Origin of the sequence: Cryobacterium sp. TMT4-31, assembly GCF_004403385.1 — a bacterium.
Taxonomy (GTDB): domain Bacteria; phylum Actinomycetota; class Actinomycetes; order Actinomycetales; family Microbacteriaceae; genus Cryobacterium; species Cryobacterium zongtaii.
In genome coordinates, this window is record NZ_SOGI01000066.1 from 15,053 (window position 1) to 36,290 (window position 21,238).

Annotated in this window: 24 protein-coding genes; 13 read left to right on the plus strand and 11 right to left on the minus strand. The window is 67.2% G+C overall.

The genetic code is table 11. The features are described 5' to 3' along the window. Positions 1-66: 66 nt before the first annotated feature. From smpB to prfB, 4 genes are all read right to left on the minus strand, one after another. Positions 67-543, minus strand: coding sequence for an SsrA-binding protein SmpB (gene smpB, locus E3T19_RS19125; RefSeq protein ID WP_088458063.1), 477 nt, complete (start codon positions 541-543; stop codon positions 67-69). A 72-nt stretch (positions 544-615) separates the two neighbouring features. Further along, a complete protein-coding gene (gene ftsX, locus E3T19_RS15745; RefSeq protein WP_088456690.1) occupies positions 616-1,530 on the minus strand; it encodes a permease-like cell division protein FtsX in 915 nt (304 codons plus the stop codon). Beyond that, positions 1,527-2,735, minus strand: a complete 1,209-nt coding sequence (ftsE, locus tag E3T19_RS15750) for a cell division ATP-binding protein FtsE (protein ID WP_134409322.1) — start codon at positions 2,733-2,735, stop codon at positions 1,527-1,529. The genes ftsX and ftsE overlap by 4 nt, the downstream gene beginning before the upstream one ends. 80 nt (positions 2,736-2,815) lie before the next feature. Next, entirely contained in the window at positions 2,816-3,922 is a 1,107-nt protein-coding gene (prfB, locus tag E3T19_RS15755) for a peptide chain release factor 2 (RefSeq protein ID WP_088456692.1), read from the minus strand. A gap of 41 nt (positions 3,923-3,963) precedes the next feature. On the opposite strand from prfB, the gene E3T19_RS15760 reads away from it, so the two are divergent. From E3T19_RS15760 to E3T19_RS15770, 3 genes are read left to right on the plus strand one after another with little or no spacing between them, the layout of a single operon-like run. Next, on the plus strand, positions 3,964-5,196 hold the full coding sequence (locus E3T19_RS15760; RefSeq protein WP_134409323.1) for an MFS transporter: 1,233 nt from the start codon (positions 3,964-3,966) through the stop codon (positions 5,194-5,196). A 5-nt stretch (positions 5,197-5,201) separates the two neighbouring features. After that, positions 5,202-5,651 (plus strand): nitroreductase family deazaflavin-dependent oxidoreductase, encoded by a 450-nt coding sequence (locus E3T19_RS15765; RefSeq protein ID WP_088456694.1) that lies wholly within the window; start codon positions 5,202-5,204, stop codon positions 5,649-5,651. Further along, positions 5,651-6,319, plus strand: coding sequence for a pentapeptide repeat-containing protein (locus E3T19_RS15770; protein WP_088456695.1), 669 nt, complete (start codon positions 5,651-5,653; stop codon positions 6,317-6,319). Before E3T19_RS15765 ends, E3T19_RS15770 begins: the two co-directional genes overlap by 1 nt. 12 nt (positions 6,320-6,331) lie before the next feature. Here the strand turns inward: E3T19_RS15770 and glpX are convergent, their stop codons facing one another. Beyond that, positions 6,332-7,264 carry a class II fructose-bisphosphatase gene (glpX, locus tag E3T19_RS15775; protein ID WP_174776216.1) on the minus strand — a complete coding sequence of 311 codons (933 nt, stop codon included), beginning with the start codon at positions 7,262-7,264 and terminating at the stop codon, positions 6,332-6,334. A 226-nt stretch (positions 7,265-7,490) separates the two neighbouring features. Between glpX and fbaA the strand changes: the two genes are divergently transcribed. After that, positions 7,491-8,516, plus strand: coding sequence for a class II fructose-bisphosphate aldolase (gene fbaA, locus E3T19_RS15780; protein ID WP_088456697.1), 1,026 nt, complete (start codon positions 7,491-7,493; stop codon positions 8,514-8,516). An 18-nt stretch (positions 8,517-8,534) separates the two neighbouring features. After that, the gene (locus E3T19_RS15785; protein ID WP_121678487.1) at positions 8,535-9,134 is read left to right on the plus strand and encodes a DUF6264 family protein; all 600 of its coding nucleotides are present in this window, start codon (positions 8,535-8,537) and stop codon (positions 9,132-9,134) included. Between the two features lie 18 nt (positions 9,135-9,152). On the opposite strand, the gene E3T19_RS15790 is transcribed toward E3T19_RS15785, so the two are convergent. Continuing rightward, a complete protein-coding gene (locus tag E3T19_RS15790) occupies positions 9,153-10,193 on the minus strand; it encodes a 4-hydroxy-3-methylbut-2-enyl diphosphate reductase (RefSeq protein ID WP_088458064.1) in 1,041 nt (346 codons plus the stop codon). Between the two features lie 102 nt (positions 10,194-10,295). Between E3T19_RS15790 and xseA the strand changes: the two genes are divergently transcribed. From xseA to E3T19_RS15815, 5 genes are read left to right on the plus strand one after another with little or no spacing between them, the layout of a single operon-like run. Next, a complete protein-coding gene (xseA, locus tag E3T19_RS15795) occupies positions 10,296-11,522 on the plus strand; it encodes an exodeoxyribonuclease VII large subunit (RefSeq protein ID WP_240632223.1) in 1,227 nt (408 codons plus the stop codon). Positions 11,523-11,546: 24 nt separating this feature from the next. Next, the gene (locus tag E3T19_RS15800; protein WP_088458066.1) at positions 11,547-11,795 is read left to right on the plus strand and encodes an exodeoxyribonuclease VII small subunit; all 249 of its coding nucleotides are present in this window, start codon (positions 11,547-11,549) and stop codon (positions 11,793-11,795) included. Further along, positions 11,792-12,469: a DUF4245 domain-containing protein gene (locus E3T19_RS15805; protein WP_134409324.1), complete on the plus strand. Its 678-nt coding sequence runs from the start codon at positions 11,792-11,794 to the stop codon at positions 12,467-12,469. Before E3T19_RS15800 ends, E3T19_RS15805 begins: the two co-directional genes overlap by 4 nt. Then, on the plus strand, positions 12,466-13,110 hold the full coding sequence (locus tag E3T19_RS15810) for a carbonic anhydrase (protein WP_088456700.1): 645 nt from the start codon (positions 12,466-12,468) through the stop codon (positions 13,108-13,110). The genes E3T19_RS15805 and E3T19_RS15810 overlap by 4 nt, the downstream gene beginning before the upstream one ends. Positions 13,111-13,162: 52 nt before the next feature. After that, on the plus strand, positions 13,163-14,578 hold the full coding sequence (locus E3T19_RS15815; RefSeq protein WP_174776212.1) for an aspartate ammonia-lyase: 1,416 nt from the start codon (positions 13,163-13,165) through the stop codon (positions 14,576-14,578). Between the two features lie 73 nt (positions 14,579-14,651). Here E3T19_RS15815 and E3T19_RS15820 read toward each other — a convergent pair whose 3' ends face one another. From E3T19_RS15820 to E3T19_RS15830, 3 genes are all read right to left on the minus strand, one after another. Next, positions 14,652-16,001, minus strand: a complete 1,350-nt coding sequence (locus E3T19_RS15820) for a PhoH family protein (protein WP_370291286.1) — start codon at positions 15,999-16,001, stop codon at positions 14,652-14,654. A 199-nt stretch (positions 16,002-16,200) separates the two neighbouring features. Further along, entirely contained in the window at positions 16,201-17,349 is a 1,149-nt protein-coding gene (locus tag E3T19_RS15825) for an aminotransferase class V-fold PLP-dependent enzyme (RefSeq protein WP_241980304.1), read from the minus strand. Then, positions 17,346-18,125, minus strand: coding sequence for an isoprenyl transferase (locus E3T19_RS15830; protein WP_103429803.1), 780 nt, complete (start codon positions 18,123-18,125; stop codon positions 17,346-17,348). Before E3T19_RS15830 ends, E3T19_RS15825 begins: the two co-directional genes overlap by 4 nt. A 76-nt stretch (positions 18,126-18,201) precedes the next feature. Between E3T19_RS15830 and E3T19_RS15835 the strand changes: the two genes are divergently transcribed. Beyond that, the gene (locus tag E3T19_RS15835; RefSeq protein WP_088456701.1) at positions 18,202-18,903 is read left to right on the plus strand and encodes a hemolysin III family protein; all 702 of its coding nucleotides are present in this window, start codon (positions 18,202-18,204) and stop codon (positions 18,901-18,903) included. A gap of 16 nt (positions 18,904-18,919) precedes the next feature. Here E3T19_RS15835 and E3T19_RS15840 read toward each other — a convergent pair whose 3' ends face one another. Together E3T19_RS15840 and mca are read right to left on the minus strand one after the other, a co-directional pair. Further along, a complete protein-coding gene (locus tag E3T19_RS15840; RefSeq protein ID WP_088456702.1) occupies positions 18,920-19,174 on the minus strand; it encodes a hypothetical protein in 255 nt (84 codons plus the stop codon). A 5-nt stretch (positions 19,175-19,179) separates the two neighbouring features. Next, positions 19,180-20,043 carry a mycothiol conjugate amidase Mca gene (gene mca, locus E3T19_RS15845; RefSeq protein WP_174776211.1) on the minus strand — a complete coding sequence of 288 codons (864 nt, stop codon included), beginning with the start codon at positions 20,041-20,043 and terminating at the stop codon, positions 19,180-19,182. Between the two features lie 76 nt (positions 20,044-20,119). Here mca and E3T19_RS15850 point away from each other — a divergent pair, with 76 nt between their 5' ends. Continuing rightward, positions 20,120-20,515, plus strand: coding sequence for a DUF4307 domain-containing protein (locus E3T19_RS15850; RefSeq protein ID WP_166788903.1), 396 nt, complete (start codon positions 20,120-20,122; stop codon positions 20,513-20,515). Positions 20,516-20,699: 184 nt separating this feature from the next. Further along, complete coding sequence (greA, locus tag E3T19_RS15855; protein WP_088456704.1) at positions 20,700-21,188, plus strand: transcription elongation factor GreA; 489 nt, start codon at positions 20,700-20,702, stop codon at positions 21,186-21,188. The last annotated feature ends 50 nt before the right edge of the window (positions 21,189-21,238 follow it).

Genomic DNA, 21,238 nt, shown 5'->3' on the forward strand with positions numbered 1-21,238 from the left:
GAAGACCCGACCACAAGACGAGTAGCGGCCAGATTGAGCGGGCGACTCGGGGCGGGGCGGGTCTGGCTAGTCGCCGAGGTTGCGGCGGGCGGAGATGGCTCGGTCGGACTCGCGCTTGTCCTGGCGTTCGCGCAGGGTCTGCCGCTTGTCGTATTCCTTCTTACCCTTGGCCACCGCGATCTCGACCTTGGCCTTGCCGTCGCTGAAGTAGATCTTCAGCGGAATCAGGGTGTAGCCGCCCTCTTTGGTCTTGTGGCTGATCTTGACGATCTCCGCCTTGTGCAGCAGCAGCTTGCGCTTGCGACGGGGCGGGTGGTTCGTCCAGGTGCCGGCGGTGTACTCCGGAATGTGCACGGCATCCAGCCAGGCCTCCCCGGACTCGATGAACGCGTAGCCGTCGACGAGGGACGCCCGTCCGGCGCGGAGGGACTTTACCTCGGTGCCGCTGAGCACCATTCCGGCCTCGTACGTATCCTCGATGAGGTAGTCGTGGCGCGCCTTGCGATTGGTCGCGACGACCTTCTCGCCTTTTTCCCTGGGCACGGCATTCTCCTCGATCGGTTCAGTGAAGCGGCCAGGCATCCGCCGGGCAGCCCATCAGTCTAGTGGATCTGATCAGACCTTCAGATAGCGGGTGATCGCGAAGTTGGCCGACGCCGCGGCCAGCGCCGCACCGAGCACCAGCAGGATCGGCACCACGGTGAACGCGTCATCGAGGCCGACCAGGGCGAAGCCAGTGAGACTGGCACCCAGGTAGCCCTGCACGAAGTAGTGCACGATCGCCACGATCGCCCCACCGGCCAGCAGTGAACCCAGCAGCGCCGCGAAGACACCCTCGAGGATGAACGGCGTTTGGATGAATCGGTTCGACGCACCCACCAGTCGCATGATGCCCAACTCCTTGCGCCTGGAGAACGCCGACAGCCGGATGGTCGTGGCAATCAGCAGGGCCGCCGCCACGAGCATCAACGATGCGATGCCGATGGCTGTATAGCTGGCCACGTTCAGCACCGAGAAAATCTGATCGAGGTACTTGCGTTGATCGGCGACATTCTCGACCCCGGCGACGCCGGACAGGCTCTCGACCAGCACTTCGGAGTCCTCGGGGTTGTTGAGGTTGACCCAGAAGGTCTGGTTGAGCTGTTCGGCTGTCACGTAGTCGGCCACGGGGTTGCCCGCGAACTGCGTTTTGAAGTTCTCGAACGCCTGCTCGTGCGTCTCGAAGTAGTACTTGTCGATGAAGGTTGCCAGGGTCGGGGACTCCAGCTGCGCCTGCACCGAGTCGATCTGCTCCTGGGAGGCTTCGCCTGCGGTGCAGGTCTCCCCCGGCGAGATGGCGGTGCACATGTAAATGCCCACCTGTGCGCGGTCGTACCAGAAGTTCTTCATCTGGCCGATCTGCATCTGCATCAGGATCGCCGCGCCCACGAAGGTGAGCGAGATGAAGGTGACCAGCACGACCGAGACGACCATGGAGGCGTTGCGGCGCAGGCCGTTGGATGCTTCGGAAAGCACAAGTCCGAGTCTCATCGGGTGGGTCCTACGTTCTGCTCACTGGTGGGATCGGCCTTTTCGCCCGGAGCCCGCAGGCCGAGCTTCTCGGCCAGGGTGAGCTGTTCTGGTTCGTCGTGTTGGGTGACCGGGAGCACCGGCCTGGACATCGTGGAGGTCGGCTGCTCGACCGGCGGCGCGGCGGCCTGCTGGTCGGGTTCCGGCTCAGGGGTTTCCGTCTGACGGTCAACCGCTGCGGGCTGCTCGGCCATGACCGGAACCGGCGGGATGGGCGCCACGACAGGGACCAATGGGGTGGAAGCCACGACCGACAGGGGCTCGGCCCGTTCGATCGCCGGTGCCGGTTCGGGCGTCGGCTCTACCGGCAGCCCGGTGCTCACCGCAACCGCGGCGGCCTCGACCTCGGCCGATGCCACCTCCTGGGGCAGCACCTCCGGCGCGGGGTGGGTCAGCGGCGTGGCCGGGGCGGAGCCCGTGGCCGGCATCCGCGAGGACCTCGACGCGGCCCGCTCGCCGGGGGGCAGCACCATCGGGATGGCCGCCGTGGCGTAGCCGCCCTGACGCTCGTCGCGCACGATCTGGCCCGCGGAGAGTTCGATCACGCGGCGCTTCATCTTGTCGACGATGCCGGCCTCGTGCGTGGCCATGATCACGGTGGTGCCGCCGGCGTTGATCCGGGCCAGCAGCGACATGATCTCCGCACTGGTGGTGGGGTCGAGGTTTCCGGTCGGTTCGTCGGCGAGAACGATCTGTGGTTTGTTCACGATCGCTCGGGCGATGGCCACGCGCTGCTGCTCACCACCGGAGAGTTCGTGTGGCAGACGCTGCGCCTTCTCAGCCAGGCCCACCATCTGCAGGGTGTCGGGCACGGCTTCCTGGATGTACCCACGGGACTTACCGATGACCTGCAGGCTGAACGCGACGTTGTCGTAGACGGTCTTGTTCGGCAGCAGACGGAAGTCCTGGAAGACCACCCCGAGGTTGCGACGGAAGTAGGGCACCTTGCGGTTGGAGATGGAGCGCAAATCCTGGCCGAGCACGTGAATGCTTCCGCTGGACGGCTTCTCCTCCTTCAACATCAGGCGAAGGCAGCTCGACTTTCCCGAGCCCGAAGCCCCGACCAGGAAGACAAACTCGCCGCGAAGAATTTCGACGTCGATTGAGTTCAGGGCCGGTCGGTTCGTACCGGGATATTTCTTGGTGATGTGATCAAATCGGATCATGGCGTTTCGAGCCTAGGCAGCCATCCGGGATTTACCTACTTGCGACATGCCTCAAGCAGCAAGTCCAAAGGTTGACACGCCTAGTCGGTGGGGGTCTTGCGCCAGCGGATGCCGGCGGCGATGAATCCGTCCAGGTCACCGTCGAACACGTTGGACGGGTTGTTGACCTCGTACTCGGTGCGCAGGTCCTTGACCATTTGATACGGCGCGAGCACGTAGCTGCGCATCTGGTCACCCCAGCTCGCGGTGATGATTCCGGCGAACTCCTTCTTGGTGGCCGCCTCCTGCTCACGCTGCAGCAACAACAGCCTGGACGCCAGCACCCGCATCGCCGCCGCGCGGTTCTGGATCTGGCTCTTTTCGTTCTGGCAGCTCACCACCAGTCCGGTGGGCAGGTGGGTGATGCGCACGGCGGAGTCTGTGGTGTTCACCGACTGCCCGCCGGGGCCGCTGGAGCGGAACACATCGACGCGGATGTCGTTGTCGGGAATCTCCACGGCCTCGGCCTGGGCGATCAGCGGGACCACCTCGACGGCGGCGAAGGAGGTCTGGCGCTTGCCCGCGGAGTTGAACGGGCTCATCCGGACCAGCCGGTGCGTGCCGGCTTCGACGCTGAGGGTGCCGAACGCGTACGGCGCGTTCACCTCGAACGTGGCGGACTTGATGCCGGCCTCTTCGGCGTAGCTCACGTCGAGAACGTTGGTGGTGTAATCGTGCTGCTCGGCCCACCGCAGGTACATGCGCAACAGCATCTCGGCGAAGTCGGCGGCGTCCACGCCACCGGCCCCGGCCCGGATGGTGATCACGGCAGGGTTGGGGTCGAACTCACCGTTGAGCAGGGTGTGCACCTCGAGGTCGCCGAGGACCTTCTGCACGCTGCGTAGTTCGGCCGTGGCCTCATCGGCCGATTCCTGGTCGCCCTCGGCGTTGGCCAGCTCCACGAGCACCTCGAGGTCGTCGAGGCGGGACTCGATGCTGTCGATGCGTTTGAGCTCGCTCTGGCGGTGGCTGAGCTCGCTGGTCACCTTTTGGGCGTGCTCGGAGTCGTTCCACAGGTCGGGGGCACCCGCCTGGTCGCTCAACTCGGCAATGTCCAGCTTCAGCCTGTCGATGTCGATCACCGACCGGATGTCGTCAAACGTGGCCCGCAGCGCGGCGATCTGCTCAGAGAAATCCAGCTCAATCATTGTGGAATCCAGCCTACCGGGCGAGAGGTAACATCGAACGGATGAGCACCGAGCGCCCCTTCAGCCTCCGGGGAGTGGCTCTGGCCGCGTTTCTACCCACGCTGCTCTTCTCCATCGGCGAGGGTGCGATGATCCCGCTCATCCCCCTGGTGGCGGACGGCCTCGGCGCGTCGCTGGCCTTCGCCGGTTTCATCGCGGCCATGGTCATGGTCGGTGAACTCGTCGGCGACATCCCCAGCGGCGCGATAGTGTCCCGCATCGGCGAACGCAACTCGATGATCGGGGCGTCGCTGCTGGCGATCATCGCCGTGCTGGTCTGCATCGTCGCCCCCAACCCGGTCGTGCTGCTGGTGGGCATCTTCCTGATCGGCCTGGCCACGGCCGTGTTCGCTCTGGCCCGCCATGCCTTCATGACCAGCTACGTGCCCGTGGCCTACCGGGCCAGGGCGCTGTCGACCCTCGGCGGCGTCTTCCGCGCCGGTTGGTTCGTCGGACCGTTCCTGGCCGCCGGGGTCATCCACCTCACCGGCAGCACCACCGCCGTCTTCTGGGTGTTCATCGTCTGTTGCGTGGCCGCCGCCGTCGTGCTGATGCTGCTGCCGGATCCGACGATTACCTTCGCGAAGCCTGCTCCCGTCGCCGTCGCGGAGACCGCGGGACTGTTCAGCACCATCTGGCGCTACCGGGGCGTGCTGCTGCGGCTGGGCACCGGCGCGGGGCTGGTCGGTGCGATGCGGGCCACCCGCACGGTGCTGCTGCCGCTCTGGGCGGTCAGCATCGGCATCAACGAACCCGACACCGCCCTCATCATCGGCATCGCCGGCGGCATCGACTTCGCGCTCTTCTATGCCAGCGGCCAGATCATGGACCGCTTCGGGCGCATGTGGACCGCGATCCCGTCGATGACCGGACTGGGGGTCGGCATGCTCGCCCTCGCGTTCACCCACGATCTGCCCGAGAACGTGGCGTGGTTCATCGCCGTGGCGATGTTCCTGTCCGTGGCCAACGGTATCGGCAGCGGATTGCTGATGACCCTGGGCGCCGACCTGGCGCCGGCCGGCGGCCCGGCCCCGTTCCTGGGCGCCTGGCGGTTCACCGCCGACTTCGGCAGCGCCGCCGCTCCCCTGGCCGTCGCCGCCATGATCGCGCTGTTGTCGCTGTCGGTGGCCAGTGCTGTGATGGGAGTGGTGGGCCTGGTGGGAGCCGGCGTGCTCTGGCGCTACATTCCGCGGTACGTCCCGCGCCACCCCCGTTTTCCCCCGAGAGAAAGATAGCCAGCATGCCCCTGCACGGAGAGTACGAGCCCAGCCCCGAGAAGTGGGTCCGCGACCAGGTCGAACTCTACGAGACCTCAGCCGGCACCAAGGGCACCACCATGCGCGGAATGCCCGTGATCGTCCTGAGCACCCTCGGCGCCAAATCCGGCAAGATCCGCAAGGCTCCGCTCATGCGCGTCGAACACGACGGCCGTTACGCCGCCGTGGCGTCGCTCGGCGGCAGCCCGAAGAACCCGGTCTGGTACGCCAACGTGCTCGCGCATCCGCTCGTCGAGGTGCAGGACGGTCCGGTGCGACGCGACATGCTCGCCCGGGAGATCACCGGCGACGAGAAGGCCCTTTGGTGGGAGCGGGCCGTTCTGGCGTACCCCGACTACGCCGATTACCAGGTCAAGACCGATCGGGTCATCCCGGTGTTCCTGCTCGAACCCGTCGCCGAACGGGCCTCCTAGTGGCCAAGCCACCGGCCCGGTCGAAGCGGCGCGGACCCCAGCTGGACCGGATCCTGCTCGAGAACCTGCTCGACAACGACGGCGCGCTGGTGGGCCGCGGTGACGACCGTGAGGCCGAACGCTACAGCCGGGTGGACTTCTCCGGCCGGGACTTCACCGGCACCCGGTTCGCGGAGTGTGAGTTCCACGGCGTCGACCTGAATACCACGGTGCTGCGCGGCAGCACCTGGAACGAGTGCGTCGCCACCGAACTGCACGCGGCCGTGTTCAGCGCGCCACGATCGAGCTGGCGGGACGTACGCATCGAGCACTCCAGGCTCGGCTCGGTCGAGCTCTACGACTCCAGCCTGCGCAGCGTTCAGCTGGACGGGTCGAAGCTGGACTTCATCAACCTGCGCAACGCCACCCTCACCGACGTGCTCATCTCCAACTGCATCATCGACGAGCTCGACCTCTCCGGGGCCACCGTGCAACGGCTGGAACTCCGCGACTGCCGGATCGGCACCCTCGACGTGGCCGGCGCACGGCTGACCGACGTGGACCTGCGCTCCAGCGACTTCTCGGCCATCCACAGCCTGGAAGGGCTCAGGGGCGCCACCATCGACGACGCCCAGCTCGCGCTGCTCGCTCCGTTGCTCGCGGCGCAGCTGGGCATCCTCGTTGAATAAAAGTAGGGCTCTCTATAGCCACTTCTCGGCAAGGTGCTCGGCCACGACCCGGCGGATGGTGCCGGTACTGCCGCGCAACACGATGCTCTCGGTGCGGATCTTCGGCCCCATCTTGCGCACCCCGCCGACCAGCTGGCCGTCGGTGACGCCGGTGGCGACGAAATAGGTGTTGTCGCTGGTGACGAGGTCGTTCACGCCCAGGATGCGGTCAAGGTCGTGGCCGGCGTCGATGGCCCGCTGGGCCTCGTCGTCGTCCTTGGGGTGCAGCTTCGCCTGGATGAAACCGCCCAACGCCTTCAACGCGCAGGCGGTGATGATGCCCTCCGGGGTGCCGCCGATGCCGACGCACATGTCGATCCGGGTCTCGGTGATGGCCGCGTTGATGCCGCCGGCCACGTCGCCGTCGAGCATCAACCGGGTGCCGGCGCCCGCCGCGCGCACCTCTTCGATCAGGCCGGCGTGCCGCGGCCGGTCGAGGATGGCGATGGTCATGTCGGACACATCCTTGCCCTTGGCCTTGGCCAGAGCGCGAATGTTCTCGCCGATCGGCTGGCGCAGGTCCACGACGTTGTGGCCCTCCCATCCGGTGACGATCTTGTCCATGTAGAACACGGCACTGGGGTCGTACATGCTGCCCCGGTCGGCGACCGCGATCATGCTCAGTGCGTTCTGACGCCCGTTGGCGGTGAGTGAGGTGCCGTCGATGGGGTCCACCGCGATGTCGCAGGAGGGCCCGCGCCCGCTGCCGACGTGCTCGCCGTTGTAGAGCATCGGCGCGTCATCCTTCTCGCCCTCGCCGATGACGACGACGCCGTCGAAATCGACAGTGCCGAGGAATTTGCGCATCGCGTCGACGGCGGCACCGTCTGCGGCGTTCTTGTCGCCGCGGCCGATGAACGGCACAGCGCGGATGGCGGCGGCTTCGGTGGCCCGCACCAGCTCCATGCCGAGGCTGCGGTCGGGGTGGAGGTAGAGAGAATCGTGTTCAGTAGTCACTGTGTATTGGTGTCCTTCGAGGTCGTATGTGGGTTGCTGAGGGACGCGCCGGAACTACGCCGGTACGGGGCCAGCATACCCAGCGTGCCTAGAGCGGGACCTTGTACCCCGAGCGCTCACACAGAAGCCCTCGCTAGACTTGACGGACACCCCCGCTCGATTTCGAGGAGAAGCAATGCCCATCGCAACCCCAGACCAATACGCCGAAATGCTGAACAAGGCCAAGTCGAAGGGGTTCGCGTACCCCGCATTCAACGTCTCCTCCTCGCAGTCCATCAACGCCGTTCTCCAGGGCCTGACCGAAGCCGGCTCTGACGGCATCATCCAGGTCACCACCGGTGGCGCCGACTACTTCGCCGGTCACACCGTCAAGAACCGTGCCGCCGGCGCCCTCGCGTTCGCCAAGTTCGCGCACGCCGTTGCTGACAACTACCCCGTCACCGTGGCCCTGCACACCGACCACTGCCCCAAGGGTGCGCTGGACGACTTCGTCCTGCCCCTCATCTCGGCCTCCGAGACCGCCGTCGCCGATGGCTTCAACCCGATCTTCCAGTCGCACATGTGGGACGGCTCGGCCATCGCGCTCGACGAGAACCTCGAGATCGCCAAGGGCATCATCACCCGCACCAAGGCGATCAACGCCATCCTCGAGGTCGAGATCGGCGCCGTCGGCGGCGAAGAAGACGGCGTTGAGGGCGACATCAACGACAACCTGTACACGACCTTCGACGACACCGTCAAGATGATCGAGGCCCTCGGCCTCGGCGAACAGGGCCGCTACATGGCCGCCCTCACCTTCGGCAACGTGCACGGCGTCTACAAGCCCGGCAACGTCAAGCTGCGTCCGGAACTCCTTGCGGAGATCCAGGCCAGCGTCGCCGCCAAGTACGGCACCAGCGCACTGCCCCTCGACCTCGTCTTCCACGGTGGCTCGGGCTCGACCGATGCCGAGATCGCCGAAGCCGTCGCCAACGGTGTCGTGAAGATGAACGTCGACACCGACACCCAGTACGCGTTCACCCGCGCCATCGCCGACTACATGCTGAAGAACTACGACGGCGTGCTCAAGGTCGACGGCGAAGTCGGAAACAAGAAGCTGTACGACCCGCGCGCCTGGGGCAAGGTTGCCGAGACGGCCATGGCCGCACGCGTTGCCCAGGCCACCCGCCAGCTCGGTTCCGCCGGGCACTCCAACAGCTAGTTCAACAGAAAACACCGGATGACGATGGCAGAGAACGCTTCAGACCAGACCCCGGCGGTCACCCCGCCGGTGGACTACCGCCCCCAGCCCCGCTACGGCGAGCTGGCTCCGGAGGGCTGGACCTGGACGCCGCCGCAGGACGAACCCGTTCCTGCGGCCTCTGCCGCCGCATCCACCACGGTGACGCCGGCCCGGGCGACGCGGGGATCGGCCGAACGGCCGGCCTCCGCGGCGCCAGGTTCGGTGCCGGGAACGGCGCCTGCCTGGGACCGACCCCTCACCATCAGCCTGCTGGTCTTCGGGCTGCTCGGCGCCTACTTCACCATCTCGATTCTCGGCAGCCTGCCGCAGGCCCTGGCGATGCTCTATTCGCAGGCCGAACTGGGTGAGTACACCGTGACGGACTCCGTCACCGCGATCATCACCGGCGGCAGCATCGGCCAGGCCGTCGTCTGGGTGGCCGCAGCCGTCTCGTCGATCCTGCTGCTGCTGCGCGGCCGACGCGCGTTCTACGTTCCGATCATCGGCGGCGTCGTCGCGTTTGTCCTGCTGGTCGCGGCCGTGGCCGTCGTGCTCGCCGGTGACCCGGCGTTGCTCGAGTACCTCAGCCAGCCGTAAGGCCCGGCCAGCCACCGACTACTCCGGTCGACTGACCCTGCCCCCGAGCGCACGCGCGTCGGTCTTGCCCTGCAGGTCTTTGCGCAGCTCCTTGGGCAGCGAGAAGAGCAGGTCTTCTTCGGCGGTCTTGATCTGCTCCACGTCGCCGTAGCCGGCGCCGGCCAGGTCGCGCAGCAGTTCCTCGACGAGTTCCTCGGGCACGGATGCTCCGCTCGTGACGCCCACGGTGTTCACGCCGTCGAGCCACTCCTGCTTCACTTCGTTGGCGTAGTCCACCCGGTAGGCTGCCTTCGCGCCGTACTCCAGCGCCACCTCCACCAGGCGTACCGAGTTGGACGAGTTCGCCGACCCCACCACGATCACCAGATCGGAGTCGCGGGCGACCTTCTTGATGGCCACCTGACGGTTCTGGGTGGCGTAGCAGATGTCGTCGCTGGGCGGGTCCTGCAGGTTCGGGAACCGGGCCCGCAGCCGGCGCACCGTCTCCATGGTCTCGTCAACGCTCAGCGTGGTCTGCGACAGCCAGACCACCTTGTCCGGGTCGCGCACGACGATAGTGTCGGCCTCGTCCGGGCTGCCGACGAGCGTCGTGTGCTCCGGCGCCTCGCCGGCGGTGCCCTCGACCTCTTCGTGGCCTTCGTGGCCGATCAGCAAGATCTCGAAGTCGTCGCGGGCGAAGCGCACAGCCTCGCGGTGCACCTTGGTGACGAGCGGGCAGGTGGCGTCGATGGCCGACAGGCCGCGAGCGGCGGCGGCGTTGACCACGGCCGGCGACACGCCGTGCGCGCTGAAGACGATATGCGAACCGGTGGGGACCTCATCCACTTCTTCGACGAAGATGGCGCCCTTCTTCTCGAGTTCGCTCACCACGTGGGTGTTGTGCACGATCTGCTTGCGCACGTAGACGGGCGCCCCGTACAGTTCGAGGGCCTTCTCCACCGCGATGACCGCCCGGTCCACGCCGGCGCAGTAGCCGCGCGGGGCCGCGAGCAGCACCTTTTTCGGCCCGACCACCGGGGTATCCTTGAGCCTGTTGCGCAGGCTGGGAATTCTGGGCATGCCAAGGCCGATCACGGGCGCATTAGTACTGGTACTCACCCGAACAGTCTAAGCGGGCATGTCTGAACGGACCGTGCGAGCCCTCAGTAGACCAGGAGACCCATGAACGCAGTCACGATGCCCGCCGCGGGCGACGAGCCGCCCACCGTCGACGCCCCCTGGCCCGTCGCCGTGCTCTCCAACAAGATCCGCGGCTACATCGAACGGCTCGGCACCGCCTGGGTGGAGGGCGAGATCGTGCAGTGGGGCACCAGCGGCGGCAACGTCTACGGCAAGCTCAAGGACCTCTCGGTGGATGCGACGGTGAGCTTCACGGTCTGGTCGTCGGTGAAGGCCCGCCTGACCGGTGACTTCAAGCAGGGCGACAGGGTCATCGCCCTCGTCAAGCCCAACTACTGGGTCAAGGGCGGCTCCCTCACGATGCAGGTCTTCGAGCTGCGCCACGTGGGGCTCGGCGACCTGCTGGAACGGCTCGAACGCCTGCGCGCGCAGCTCAAGGCCGAGGGCCTCTTCGACGCGTCCCGCAAACGATCGCTGCCGTTCCTGCCGCACCGCATCGGGCTGGTCACCGGCAAGGACTCCGACGCCGAGAAAGACGTGCTCCGCAACGCCCAGCTGCGCTGGCCGGCCGTCGACTTCAGGGTGGTGCACGCCGCCGTGCAGGGCGACCGGATGGTCGGTGAGGTCACCGCGGCCATCAGGGCGCTGGATGCCGACCCCGAGGTGGACGTCATCATCGTCGCCCGCGGCGGCGGCGACTTCCAGAACCTGCTCGGCTTCAGCGACGAGTCACTCGTGCGCGCCGTCGCGGCCTGCACTACCCCGGTGGTCAGCGCCATCGGCCACGAGGCCGACCGGCCGCTGCTCGACGATGTCGCCGACCTCCGCGCCTCGACTCCCACCGACGCGGCGAAGCGGGTGGTGCCCGACGTCTCCGACGAACTCAACAGGGTGCAGCAGGCGCGGGCGCGGCTGAGCAGCCGGCTCACCGGTATCCTCGCCACCGAGGTCGACAGGCTCGGCCAATTGCGCAGCCGACCGGTGCTCGCCGGCGCGGACTGGATCATCGACAGTCGTTCGCAGGACCTCACCCGCTACGTGGCGCGCGGCACCGAGTTGATGCACCGTACTCTCGAACGCGCCGGGTCCAGCGTGGTCGAGCTGCGCTCCCAGCTGCGCGCCCTCTCCCCCCAAGGCACCCTCGACCGGGGCTACGCCATCGTGCAGCTGCCGGACGGCCACGTGCTGCGCTCCAGCGACCAGGCCCCGGCCGGCACCGAGCTGCGCATCACCGTGGGCGTTGGCACCGTGCCCGCGGTCTCGAAATAGATGGAAAGAAATAGGATGGATGACATGACTTCGTCCGCAGCCCCGACTCCGACCACCGCCGGCACCGTCCCGGCGGTCGACTCGCTCAGCTACGAGCAGGCCAGGGACGAACTGATCCGTGTCGTCTCGGTGCTCGAGCAGGGTGCGTCCACGCTCGAGGAATCCCTGGCGCTCTGGGAGCGGGGCGAGGCCCTCGCCACCCGCTGTGAGGAATGGCTGATCGGCGCCAAAGCACGCCTGGACGCCGCCCGCGGCGCGGCCACCGCGGAATGAGCCGCAGTCCCCGCCCACCGCGCGTCGTCGCGGAGCTCGGCCGCCCCGAGACCGCCGAGGAACGCGCTAGGCGGCTGGCAACCAACTCCAAGAACTACCGGTCCCGCAAGACCATCAACAACCTCGTCTACTCGCTGTTGGCGACCCTCGGCGCGGTCATCGTGCTGGTGCTGATCCTGCCCCGCAGCGACACCCCGATCAATCGCGAGGTCGACTACACGAGCGTCGCCGAACAGGCGCAGTCCGGCGTCGAGGAACCGCTCGTCGTGCCCGAGCTCCCACCCGGCTGGAGCGCCAACGCCGCCCAGTGGCGCCAGGGCGGCAACGACGGTGTCTCGAGCTGGTACCTCGGCCTGCTCACCCCCGAGAATGAGTTCATCGGGCTCACCCAGGCCGTCGACGCCAACCCCACCTGGCTGGCCGACCAGCTCGAAGACGTCGAACCGACCGACACCATCACCATCGCCGGTCTGGACTGGGCTGTCTACCGCAATCCCGCGCCGGCCGCCGACCGGGGCAACTTCGAATCCGCCCTCGTCACCGAGGCCGGCGACAGCAGCTATCTCCTGATCGGCACCGCCACCGACGAAGAGCTGACCGTGCTCGCCGCCGCCGTGGCCCGGCAGATCAGCACCGAACCGACCGGCACCGAACAGAACGGCTCCAGCGAATGACCGACACACCGACTCTGACACCGGCCCAGGTCTGGAACGACCTCGCCGCGGGCAACGAACGCTTCGTGGCGGGCACACCGCAACATCCCCGGCAGGACGTCGACCGTCGCGCCGAGACCGCGTTCGTGCAGAATCCCATGGCCGCCCTGTTCGGCTGCAGCGACTCCAGGCTCGCCGCCGAGATCATCTTCGACAAGGGTCTGGGAGACCTGTTCGTCGTGCGGAACGCCGGCCAGGTCATCTCCGATTCGGTGCTCGGCTCACTCGAGTACGCCGTTGCGGTGCTCAAGGTGCCTTTGATCCTGGTACTCGGCCACGACAGGTGCGGCGCGGTCCGAGCCGCCATCGACTCGCAAGCCGAAGACGCCGAGGCCCTGCCGCCGCACATCAACAGCATCATCGAGAAGATCGTGCCGGCGGTGCGCCGCGTCAATGGACCCGAAACCGGTCCGCTCGACCCCGACGATGTGGATGCATCCGCCGTGGGCCGGGAACACCTGCGCGACACCGTGGCGGAGCTCGTGCAGCGCTCCGAGATGATCAGCGCCGCGATCGCAGAAGGTACATTGGCTATCGTCGGTGCGAACTACAGGCTCCTCGAGGGCCGCGCAGATCCTGACCTCGTCGTCGGCGTCGTCTAGGAACTCTCGACACCGACCGGCAACCCGCATGAATCGAAAGGTATGACACACCGTGGTGGACATTTCAGCTGAGACAGAATTCCGGATCGAACACGACACGATGGGCGAGGTCCGGGTTCCCGCCGACGCGCTCTACGGTGCGCAGACGCAGCGGGCGGTCGAGAACTTCCCGATCTCCGGATCCGTGCTCGAGTCCGCCCAGATCGCAGCCCTGGCCCGCATCAAAAAGTCGGCGGCCCTCGCCAATGCCCGTCTGGGCGTGCTCGACTCGAACATCGCCGACGCCATCGCGGCAGCCGCCGACGAGGTCATCACCGGTCGATACGACGCCCAGTTCCCCATCGACGTGTACCAGACCGGCAGCGGAACCTCGTCGAACATGAACATGAACGAGGTGCTCGCCACCCTCGCCACCCGCCGCCTGGGCAGCCCGGTTCACCCCAACGACCACGTGAACGCGTCGCAGTCCTCCAACGACGTCTTCCCCACCTCGGTGCACATCGCCGTGACCAGCGCCCTCATCGACGACCTCATCCCGGCCCTGGATCACCTCGCGGTCGCGTTCGAGGCCAAGGCCGAACTGTGGGCGACCGCGGTCAAGGCCGGCCGCACCCACCTGATGGACGCCACCCCGGTCACCCTCGGCCAGGAATTCGGCGGCTACGCCCGCCAGATGCGCCTGGGCATCGAACGGGTGCGCACCGCGCTCCCCCGCGTCGCCGAGGTGCCGCTGGGCGGCACCGCCGTCGGCACCGGCATCAACACGCCGGCCGGTTTCCCGCAGCTCGTCATCGAGCTGCTCTGCGACGAGACCGAGCTGCCGATCACCGAGGCCATCGACCACTTCGAGGCCCAGGCCAACCGTGACGGCCTGGTCGACGCCTCCGGTGCTCTGCGCACCATCGCCGTTGGCCTCACCAAGATCTGCAACGACCTGCGTTGGATGGGCTCCGGCCCCAACACCGGCATCGGTGAGCTGAGCATCCCCGACCTGCAGCCGGGCTCGTCGATCATGCCCGGCAAGGTCAACCCGGTCATCCCGGAGGCCGTGCTCATGGTCTGCTCCCGCGTGATCGGCAACGACGCCACCATCGCCTGGTCCGGCGCCTCCGGCGCGTTCGAACTCAACGTGGCCATCCCCGTGATGGGCACGGCGCTGCTCGAGTCGATCCGGCTACTCACCAACGGCGCCCGGGTGCTCGCCGACAAGACCGTCGACGGCCTCGAGGCCAACCTCGACCGTGCCCGCGCGCTGGCCGAATCATCGCCGTCGATCGTTACCCCGCTCAACCGGGTGATCGGCTACGAAGCCGCCGCCAAGGTGGCCAAGCACTCCGTGGCGCAGGGCCTCACGGTGCGCGAGTCGGTCATCGACCTGGGCTTCGTGGAACGCGGCGAGGTCACCCTCGAGCAGCTCGACACGGCCCTGGACGTCCTGAGCATGACCCGGCCGCCCCAGGCGCGCTAACCCCCCTACCGCGAAAGCGGCGAACCGGTTGCTTCAGCGTCGCTGAGGCAACCGGTTCGCCGCTTTCGCGCCCCTATGCCAGCTCGTTTCCCTCCAGCATCTCGGTGACTAGGGCGGCGATGGCGCTGCGCTCGGACCGGGTGAGGGTCATGTGGGCGAACAAGGGGTGGCCTTTCAGCGTTTCGATCACACTCGCGACACCGTCGAAGCGCCCCACCCGCAGGTTGTCGCGCTGGGCCACATCGTGGGTGAGCACCACCCTGGAGTTCTGTCCGATCCGGCTGAGCACCGTCAGGAGCACGTTCCGCTCCAGCGACTGCGCCTCGTCGACGATCACGAAGGCGTCGTGCAGGCTCCGACCACGGATGTGGGTCAGCGGCAGCACCTCGAGGATGCCGCGCTCGACGACCTCCTCCAGTACGTTCTCGCTCACCAGTGCCCCGAGGGTGTCGAACACAGCCTGGCCCCAGGGACCCATCTTCTCCTGCGCGTCACCGGGCAGGTAGCCGAGCTCCTGGCCGCCCACCGCGTACAGCGGCCGGAACACCATGATCTTGCGGTGCTGCTGCCGTTCCAGCACGGCTTCCAGGCCGGCGCAGAGGGCGAGCGCCGACTTCCCCGTCCCCGCTCGACCTCCCAACGACAGGATGCCGATCTCCGGGTCCAGCAGCAGGTCGATCGCCAGGCGTTGCTCCGCCGAACGTCCGTGCAGGCCGAACAGGTCGCGGTCCCCGCGCACCAGGCGCAGCTCGCCCCGCCCGGTGACCCGCCCTAGGGCCGAGCCTCGGTCGGAGTGGATCACCAGGCCCGTGTTGACCGGCATGTCCTGCACCAGGCGGGTCTGCAGGGACTCCTTGTCGTAGAGGTCGTTGACCTGCTCGGCGCTCAGGGTGATCTCGTCCATGCCCGTCCAGCCGGAGTCCACAGCCAGCTCATGCCGGTACTCGTCTGCGGTCAGTCCGATCGAGGCGGCCTTCACCCGCAACGGCAGGTCCTTGGACACCACGGTGACGGCGAGTCCGTCGTTGGCCAGGTTCATGGCCACCGCGAGGATGCGCGAGTCGTTGTCGCCCAGCTGCAACCCGGAGGGCAGCACCGACATGTTCGAGTGGTTCAACTCGACCCGCAGGCTGCCGCCCTCCCCCACCGGGATGGCGAAGTCGAGTCGTTCGTGCTTGACCCGCAGTTCGTCGAGGTAACGCAGCGCCTGCCGGGCGAAGTAACCGATCTCCGGGTCGTTGCGCTTGGACTCCAGTTCGGTGATCACCACCACCGGCAGTACGACGGAGTGTTCGGCGAACCGGAAGATCGCCTTCGGATCGGACAGGAGAACCGAGGTGTCCAGCACGAAGGTGCGCTCGGTTTGGTCGACCCCTGACGGTGTGTGTTCTGCGTTCAGGTAGTCGGTTCGATTAGCGGTCACAACCACTCCCACCCCGCACCCGAGGGTGCGGATTTGTTGGCGAGCGGCCACAAGCTTTTTCTCGAGCCGTACTTATGTGGCCGTCTCGATCAGGTGCCATACCTGATGAGATGAACGTACGTCGAGTGGCTGGGAATTAGAAAAGCGACACGCCCAACGTCACGAGACGTTAACGTTCGTCGGGCGGGTGCCGGCCAGGTCAGTATCCGGCGGCGGCCGCGTACGCCGTGAAGGCGCCGCGCAGCATGTCGACGGTCTCGTCGGCGAGGTGCGCGTGCACGCTGAGCCGCACCGTGCCGCCCCGGGTCGTGACCGTCACGCCGTGGTTGTGCAGCGCGGCACCGAGCGCGGTGAGACGTTCCGCGGGCGGTGCGAGTACCACCAGGCCGGCCCGTTCCCTGGCGTCCCTGGCGGACAGCACCGGAATGCCGAACTGGTCGGCCAGGTCGATCAGTCGCTCGACGTTGGCGCACACCAGGGCCTCGATGGCGGGCAGGCCCGCGACCTGGATCTCTTCCAGCGCCGTCGCGAACCGGGCCTGGGCGATGCCGTCCCCGTTGGTCACCCCGAACGCCGACGCCGCGTGTGCCGGCGGCGGCACCTGGTCCCACGGCTCGGTGATCTCGGTGCCGGTGAATCCGGAGACAACCGGGGTGAGCCGTTCCACGGCGCGGTCGCTCAGGGCGAGGAAGCCGGTGCCCCAGCCGGCCCTGACCCACTTCTGGCCGCCGGAGGCGACGACATCGGCCGCCTCGTAGGCGGCATCCACCACCCCGAAGCCCTGGATGGCGTCGACGATGAGCAGCCTGTCACCGATGACCTGCCGGATGCCTTCCAGGTCGGCCCTGAAGCCCGTGCGGGAATCGACGAGGCTGACGGCGACCGCGACGGTGGTCGGTGTCAGCTGGTCCCGCACCTGGCCGGGAGTGACCGCTCCGGCGCTGTTCTCGCCGCCGTCGGCCGTGAGCCACTGCGGCGTCGCCACGTGCAGGGCCTCCGCGGCACGGCTGGCCGCGAACGGCAGGCTCGGAAAGTCCGCCGGTGACAACAGCACGTCACCGGTCAGGCCGAACATGGCGTGCATGAGGCCCATGCTGGTGTTGGGTTGGGACACGATCTGGTCGGTCCTGAACCCCAGGCCCGCGGCCACGGCGGTGCGCATCCGCAGATCTTGCTCGCCGAAGTGGCCGAGGCTGCCGTGTCGGGCCCTGGCCAGGATCTCGGTCTGGCCGCGCGTTTCGGCGACGACGGCACTGGACATGGGGCCGATACGGCCGTAGTCCAGGTAGCCGGGGTCTTCGGTGAAGCCGTTCAGGAAGGCGGCGAGGGGCGTCTCGACCGCGCTCACCCGCCGAACCTGCGGTGCCGTTTGGCGAAGTCGCGCAGGGCCCGCAGGAAGTCGACCTGGCGGAGGTCGGGGCCGAGGGCCTCGACGAAATAGAACTCGCTGTGCGCGCTCTGCCAGAGCATGAAGTCGCTGAGGCGCTGCTCGCCCGAGGTGCGGATGACGAGGTCGGGGTCGGGCTGGCCGCCCGTGTACAGGTGCTGGCCGATGAGTTCGGGGGTGAGGGTCTCGGCGAGGTCCTCGAGAGTGCCGCCGTGGGCATGGTGGGTGGCGACGATGCTGCGCATCGCGTCGGTGATCTCGGTGCGGCCGCCGTAGCCGACGGCGAGGTTCACGTGCAGGCCCGTGTTGGCGTGCGTGCGGGCCTCCGCGGCGGACAGGGCGCCCTCCAGGGGCCCGGGCAGGCACTTCTTCGACCCGACCTGCTGCACCTTCCAGTCGCGGTAATGCGACAGGTCCTCGGCGAGGTCGGCGATGATCTCGAAAAGGGCGTCGAGTTCCTCGGTCGGGCGCTGGGTGAGGTTGTCGGCCGAGAGCAGGTACAGCGTGACGACGGAGATGCCGAGATCGTCGCACCACTCCAGGAATTCGCGCATCTTCGCGGCCCCGGCCCGGTGCCCGTGGGCGGCGGAGTCGTAGCCGAGCTGTTTGGCCCACCGACGGTTGCCGTCGATGATCATGGCCACGTGCCGCGGCAGGACCGCCGCGGTCAGCCCGCGACGCAGCCGACGCTGGTAGACCCTGTAGAGGAGTCCGCGTCCGAGGGAGAATTGCCGCATCTGCACACAGTTACGCTAGCTCAATCCGGCCCGCGTTCGCGCCGCGGCGCCGCCGAGGCTGCCGTATCCTGACAGCATGGCCGCTACGGATGACATCCCGAATCTCCCCCTCCTCGAAGACGAGATCGAGCATCCGGTTCCCGAAAAGCCCACCTGGCGGGGCTGGATCCACGCCGGCACGTTCCCGGTCACCATCGTCGCCGGCATCATCCTGCTGCTCGCGGCGGACGGCCCGGCTGCTAAATGGAGTTCGGCGGTCTTCGTGGCCAGTTCGATGCTCCTGTTCGGCAACTCGGCGCTGTACCACCGCTTCAACTGGCAGCCGCGCACCCGCATGGTGCTCAAGCGCATCGACCACGCCAACATCTTCCTGCTGATCGCCGGATCGTACACGCCCATCACGGTGCTGGCCCTGCCGCCGGACAAGGCAGTGCTGCTGCTGACCCTGGTCTGGGGCGGCGCGATCCTCGGCATCGCGTTCAGGGTGTTCTGGATCAACGCCCCGCGCTGGCTGTACGTGCCGCTCTACCTCGCGCTGGGCTGGGGCGCGCTGATGTTCATCGTCGACTTCTTCCAGGCCGATGCCCTGATGATGACCCTGATCATGGTCGGCGGGCTCTGCTACTCGGTCGGCGCCGTCGTCTACGGTCTCAAGAAGCCCAACCCGATCCCCGGGGTGTTCGGCTTCCACGAGATCTTCCACTCGCTGACCGTGGTGGCGTTCCTCTGCCACTGGTTCGCGATTCTGATCATCGCCACGCATCCGCTGTACCCGTAGGCGGGTACCCCCGAGCTCAGGCTTCTGGCGTGTCCTTCTTCTGGGCGGCCAGCGCGTCGCGTTCGGCGACCTCGGCCTGCAGCCGTTCCTGCATCTCCGCACGGTATGTGGTGCGGCGGATGCGGCGGGCCAGGTCCATGCCCAGCAGCAAGGTCACGGCCGCGACGAAGAAGATCGCGAAGAAGCCCCACGGGCCCGGTGTGACGGTGTCGGGGTTGAACTCGGGCGCCGGGGTGTTGGACAGGATGAAGCTGACCACGGGAGAGTACATCCCGCTCACGCGTCGTCCCTCACACCACTGAAAAGATCGGATTCGGGCATGTTCGTGTCAACTTTCGATTCGACGAGTTGGAAGTCCTCGTAGGGCCAGGCCTTGCGCACCATGTCATTGGGCCAGAAGAAGAAACTGCTCGTCGGCGACACCTGGCTGGCATGTGACCGCAAGGCATCGTCGCGCACCTCCAAGAAGTCCCCGATCGGCACGTGCGTCGTGGCCAGGTTCGGGTACTCGCTCATCCGTTCCCTGGCGCTGGCCAGCGGTTCGAGCAGGTCGGAGTCCGGTTCGGTGATGCTGAGTTCGAGGTACATGGCGTCCATGCGCTCGAGGTTGAAGATGCGGTCGTAGTACAGCTTGTCGATCTGCCACGGCGCGCCGGCATCGGGATACCGGTCGGCGTCGGCCGCGGCGCGGAACGCCTCGACGGAGACCTGGTGGCAGCGAATGTGATCGGGGTGCGGGTAGCCGCCGTTCTCGTCGTAGGTGATGAGCACCTGGGGACGGAAATCGCGGATGATGCGCACCAGGGGTTCGGCCGAGTACTCCAGGGGCACGTCGGCGAAGGAGTTCTTGGGCACCCCGCCGTCGTCGGCCATGCCGGAGTCCTGGTAGCCCAGCCAGAGGTGTTGGATGCCCATCGTCTGCTGGGCCGCCGTCATCTCCCGGCGGCGGAGGCCGGCGAGGTCGCGCTCGGCCATGGCCACGTCGGCCAGGTCCTCGTTGAGGATGCTGCCGCGTTCACCGCCCGTGCAGCTCACGATGAGAACCTCGGCGCCGAGGCTTCGGTAGTACGCGTACGTCGCGGCGCCCTTGCTCGACTCGTCGTCGGGATGGGCGTGCACTGCCAAGAGCCGCAGGGTCATGAAACTCCTCAGAAATGCCAGCTAACCTAAGGTACAAGCCTAATCGTTGAACCGTGAGTGTGGAGTCTGAGTGGCCGTGAGCAGCAACCTCGACGAACGCTATGGGCGAACCCCCGGCAGCACCCGCCGCGACCGCCGGGTGTTGTGGGTCGTTGCCGGACTCTTCGCCCTGATCCTCACCGGATGGGTCGTCTGGGCGGGCCTTGACGGCGCGGGCCCGGAGATCGAAGCCAGGGACACCAGGCACCAGATCATCGACGAGAACGGCATCAGCGTGACCTTCGAGGTGTCGCTGCCCCCGGAGAAGGCCGCCAGCTGTGCTGTGCAGGCGCTCAACGAGTCGTTCACCGTGGTGGGCTGGAAGGTCATCGATCTGGCGCCGTCCGCCGACTACACCCGCTCGTTCACGGAGATCGTGAAGACGACCGAGTTGAGCAACACCGGATTGATTTACCGCTGCTGGTTGACCTAGACTGATGTATTCGCCCTGACAGAAGTCGGGGCGTCCGCTGTATGTCGTGACGTACTAGGCCGCGATGTTCTAGGACGTGACGTGTCAGGCCGTGACCTGCCCAGCGACGAACGGCCGCTTCCTGCGGCACCATCGGCGCACTATCTGCCGGCGCACCACCGATCAGCACGAGAAGGAGAGAACCATGACTACCGAAACCTCGGTCACCTGGCTAACCCAGGAGGCCTATGACCGCCTCGCTGCGGAGCTGGACACTCTCAGCACTGTTGCTCGGGTGGACATCGCCAACAAGATCGAGTCCGCGCGGTCGGAGGGCGACCTCAAGGAGAACGCCGGCTACCACGCGGCCAAGGAGGAGCAGGGCAAGATGGAGGCGCGCATCCGCACCCTCACCCTGCTGCTGCGCACCGCAGAGGTGGGCCACGCCCCCGAGAGCAAGGGCGTCGTCGAGCCCGGAACCGTCATCACCGCCACCATCGCCGGTGACGAGAGCCGGTTCCTCATCGGCAGCCGGGAGATCGCCGGCGACAGCGACCTGGACGTGTACAGCGAGAAGAGCCCCCTGGGCGAAGCCATCATCGGGCTCAAGGTCGGCGCGAAGACGAGCTACGAGACCCCCAACGGCAAGCAGATCGCCGTGGAGATCCACCTCGTGGAGACCTTCACCGGCTAACTGCCCCTGGTGACTCGAACGGCCGGCTGCTCACGCAGCCGGCCGTTTTT

Coding starts and splice junctions, on each gene's coding strand:
- ftsX (WP_088456690.1), bottom strand. CDS start 1,530: ATGAGACTCGGACTTGTGCTTTCCGAAGCATCCAACGGCCTGCGCCGC.
- ftsE (WP_134409322.1), bottom strand. CDS start 2,735: ATGATCCGATTTGATCACATCACCAAGAAATATCCCGGTACGAACCGA.
- prfB (WP_088456692.1), bottom strand. CDS start 3,922: ATGATTGAGCTGGATTTCTCTGAGCAGATCGCCGCGCTGCGGGCCACG.
- E3T19_RS15760 (WP_134409323.1), top strand. CDS start 3,964: ATGAGCACCGAGCGCCCCTTCAGCCTCCGGGGAGTGGCTCTGGCCGCG.
- E3T19_RS15765 (WP_088456694.1), top strand. CDS start 5,202: ATGCCCCTGCACGGAGAGTACGAGCCCAGCCCCGAGAAGTGGGTCCGC.
- glpX (WP_174776216.1), bottom strand. CDS start 7,264: ATGGAGCTGGTGCGGGCCACCGAAGCCGCCGCCATCCGCGCTGTGCCG.
- fbaA (WP_088456697.1), top strand. CDS start 7,491: ATGCCCATCGCAACCCCAGACCAATACGCCGAAATGCTGAACAAGGCC.
- E3T19_RS15785 (WP_121678487.1), top strand. CDS start 8,535: ATGACGATGGCAGAGAACGCTTCAGACCAGACCCCGGCGGTCACCCCG.
- E3T19_RS15790 (WP_088458064.1), bottom strand. CDS start 10,193: ATGCCCAGAATTCCCAGCCTGCGCAACAGGCTCAAGGATACCCCGGTG.
- xseA (WP_240632223.1), top strand. CDS start 10,296: ATGAACGCAGTCACGATGCCCGCCGCGGGCGACGAGCCGCCCACCGTC.
- E3T19_RS15800 (WP_088458066.1), top strand. CDS start 11,547: ATGACTTCGTCCGCAGCCCCGACTCCGACCACCGCCGGCACCGTCCCG.
- E3T19_RS15805 (WP_134409324.1), top strand. CDS start 11,792: ATGAGCCGCAGTCCCCGCCCACCGCGCGTCGTCGCGGAGCTCGGCCGC.
- E3T19_RS15810 (WP_088456700.1), top strand. CDS start 12,466: ATGACCGACACACCGACTCTGACACCGGCCCAGGTCTGGAACGACCTC.
- E3T19_RS15830 (WP_103429803.1), bottom strand. CDS start 18,125: ATGCGGCAATTCTCCCTCGGACGCGGACTCCTCTACAGGGTCTACCAG.
- E3T19_RS15835 (WP_088456701.1), top strand. CDS start 18,202: ATGGCCGCTACGGATGACATCCCGAATCTCCCCCTCCTCGAAGACGAG.
- E3T19_RS15840 (WP_088456702.1), bottom strand. CDS start 19,174: ATGTACTCTCCCGTGGTCAGCTTCATCCTGTCCAACACCCCGGCGCCC.
- mca (WP_174776211.1), bottom strand. CDS start 20,043: ATGACCCTGCGGCTCTTGGCAGTGCACGCCCATCCCGACGACGAGTCG.
- greA (WP_088456704.1), top strand. CDS start 20,700: ATGACTACCGAAACCTCGGTCACCTGGCTAACCCAGGAGGCCTATGAC.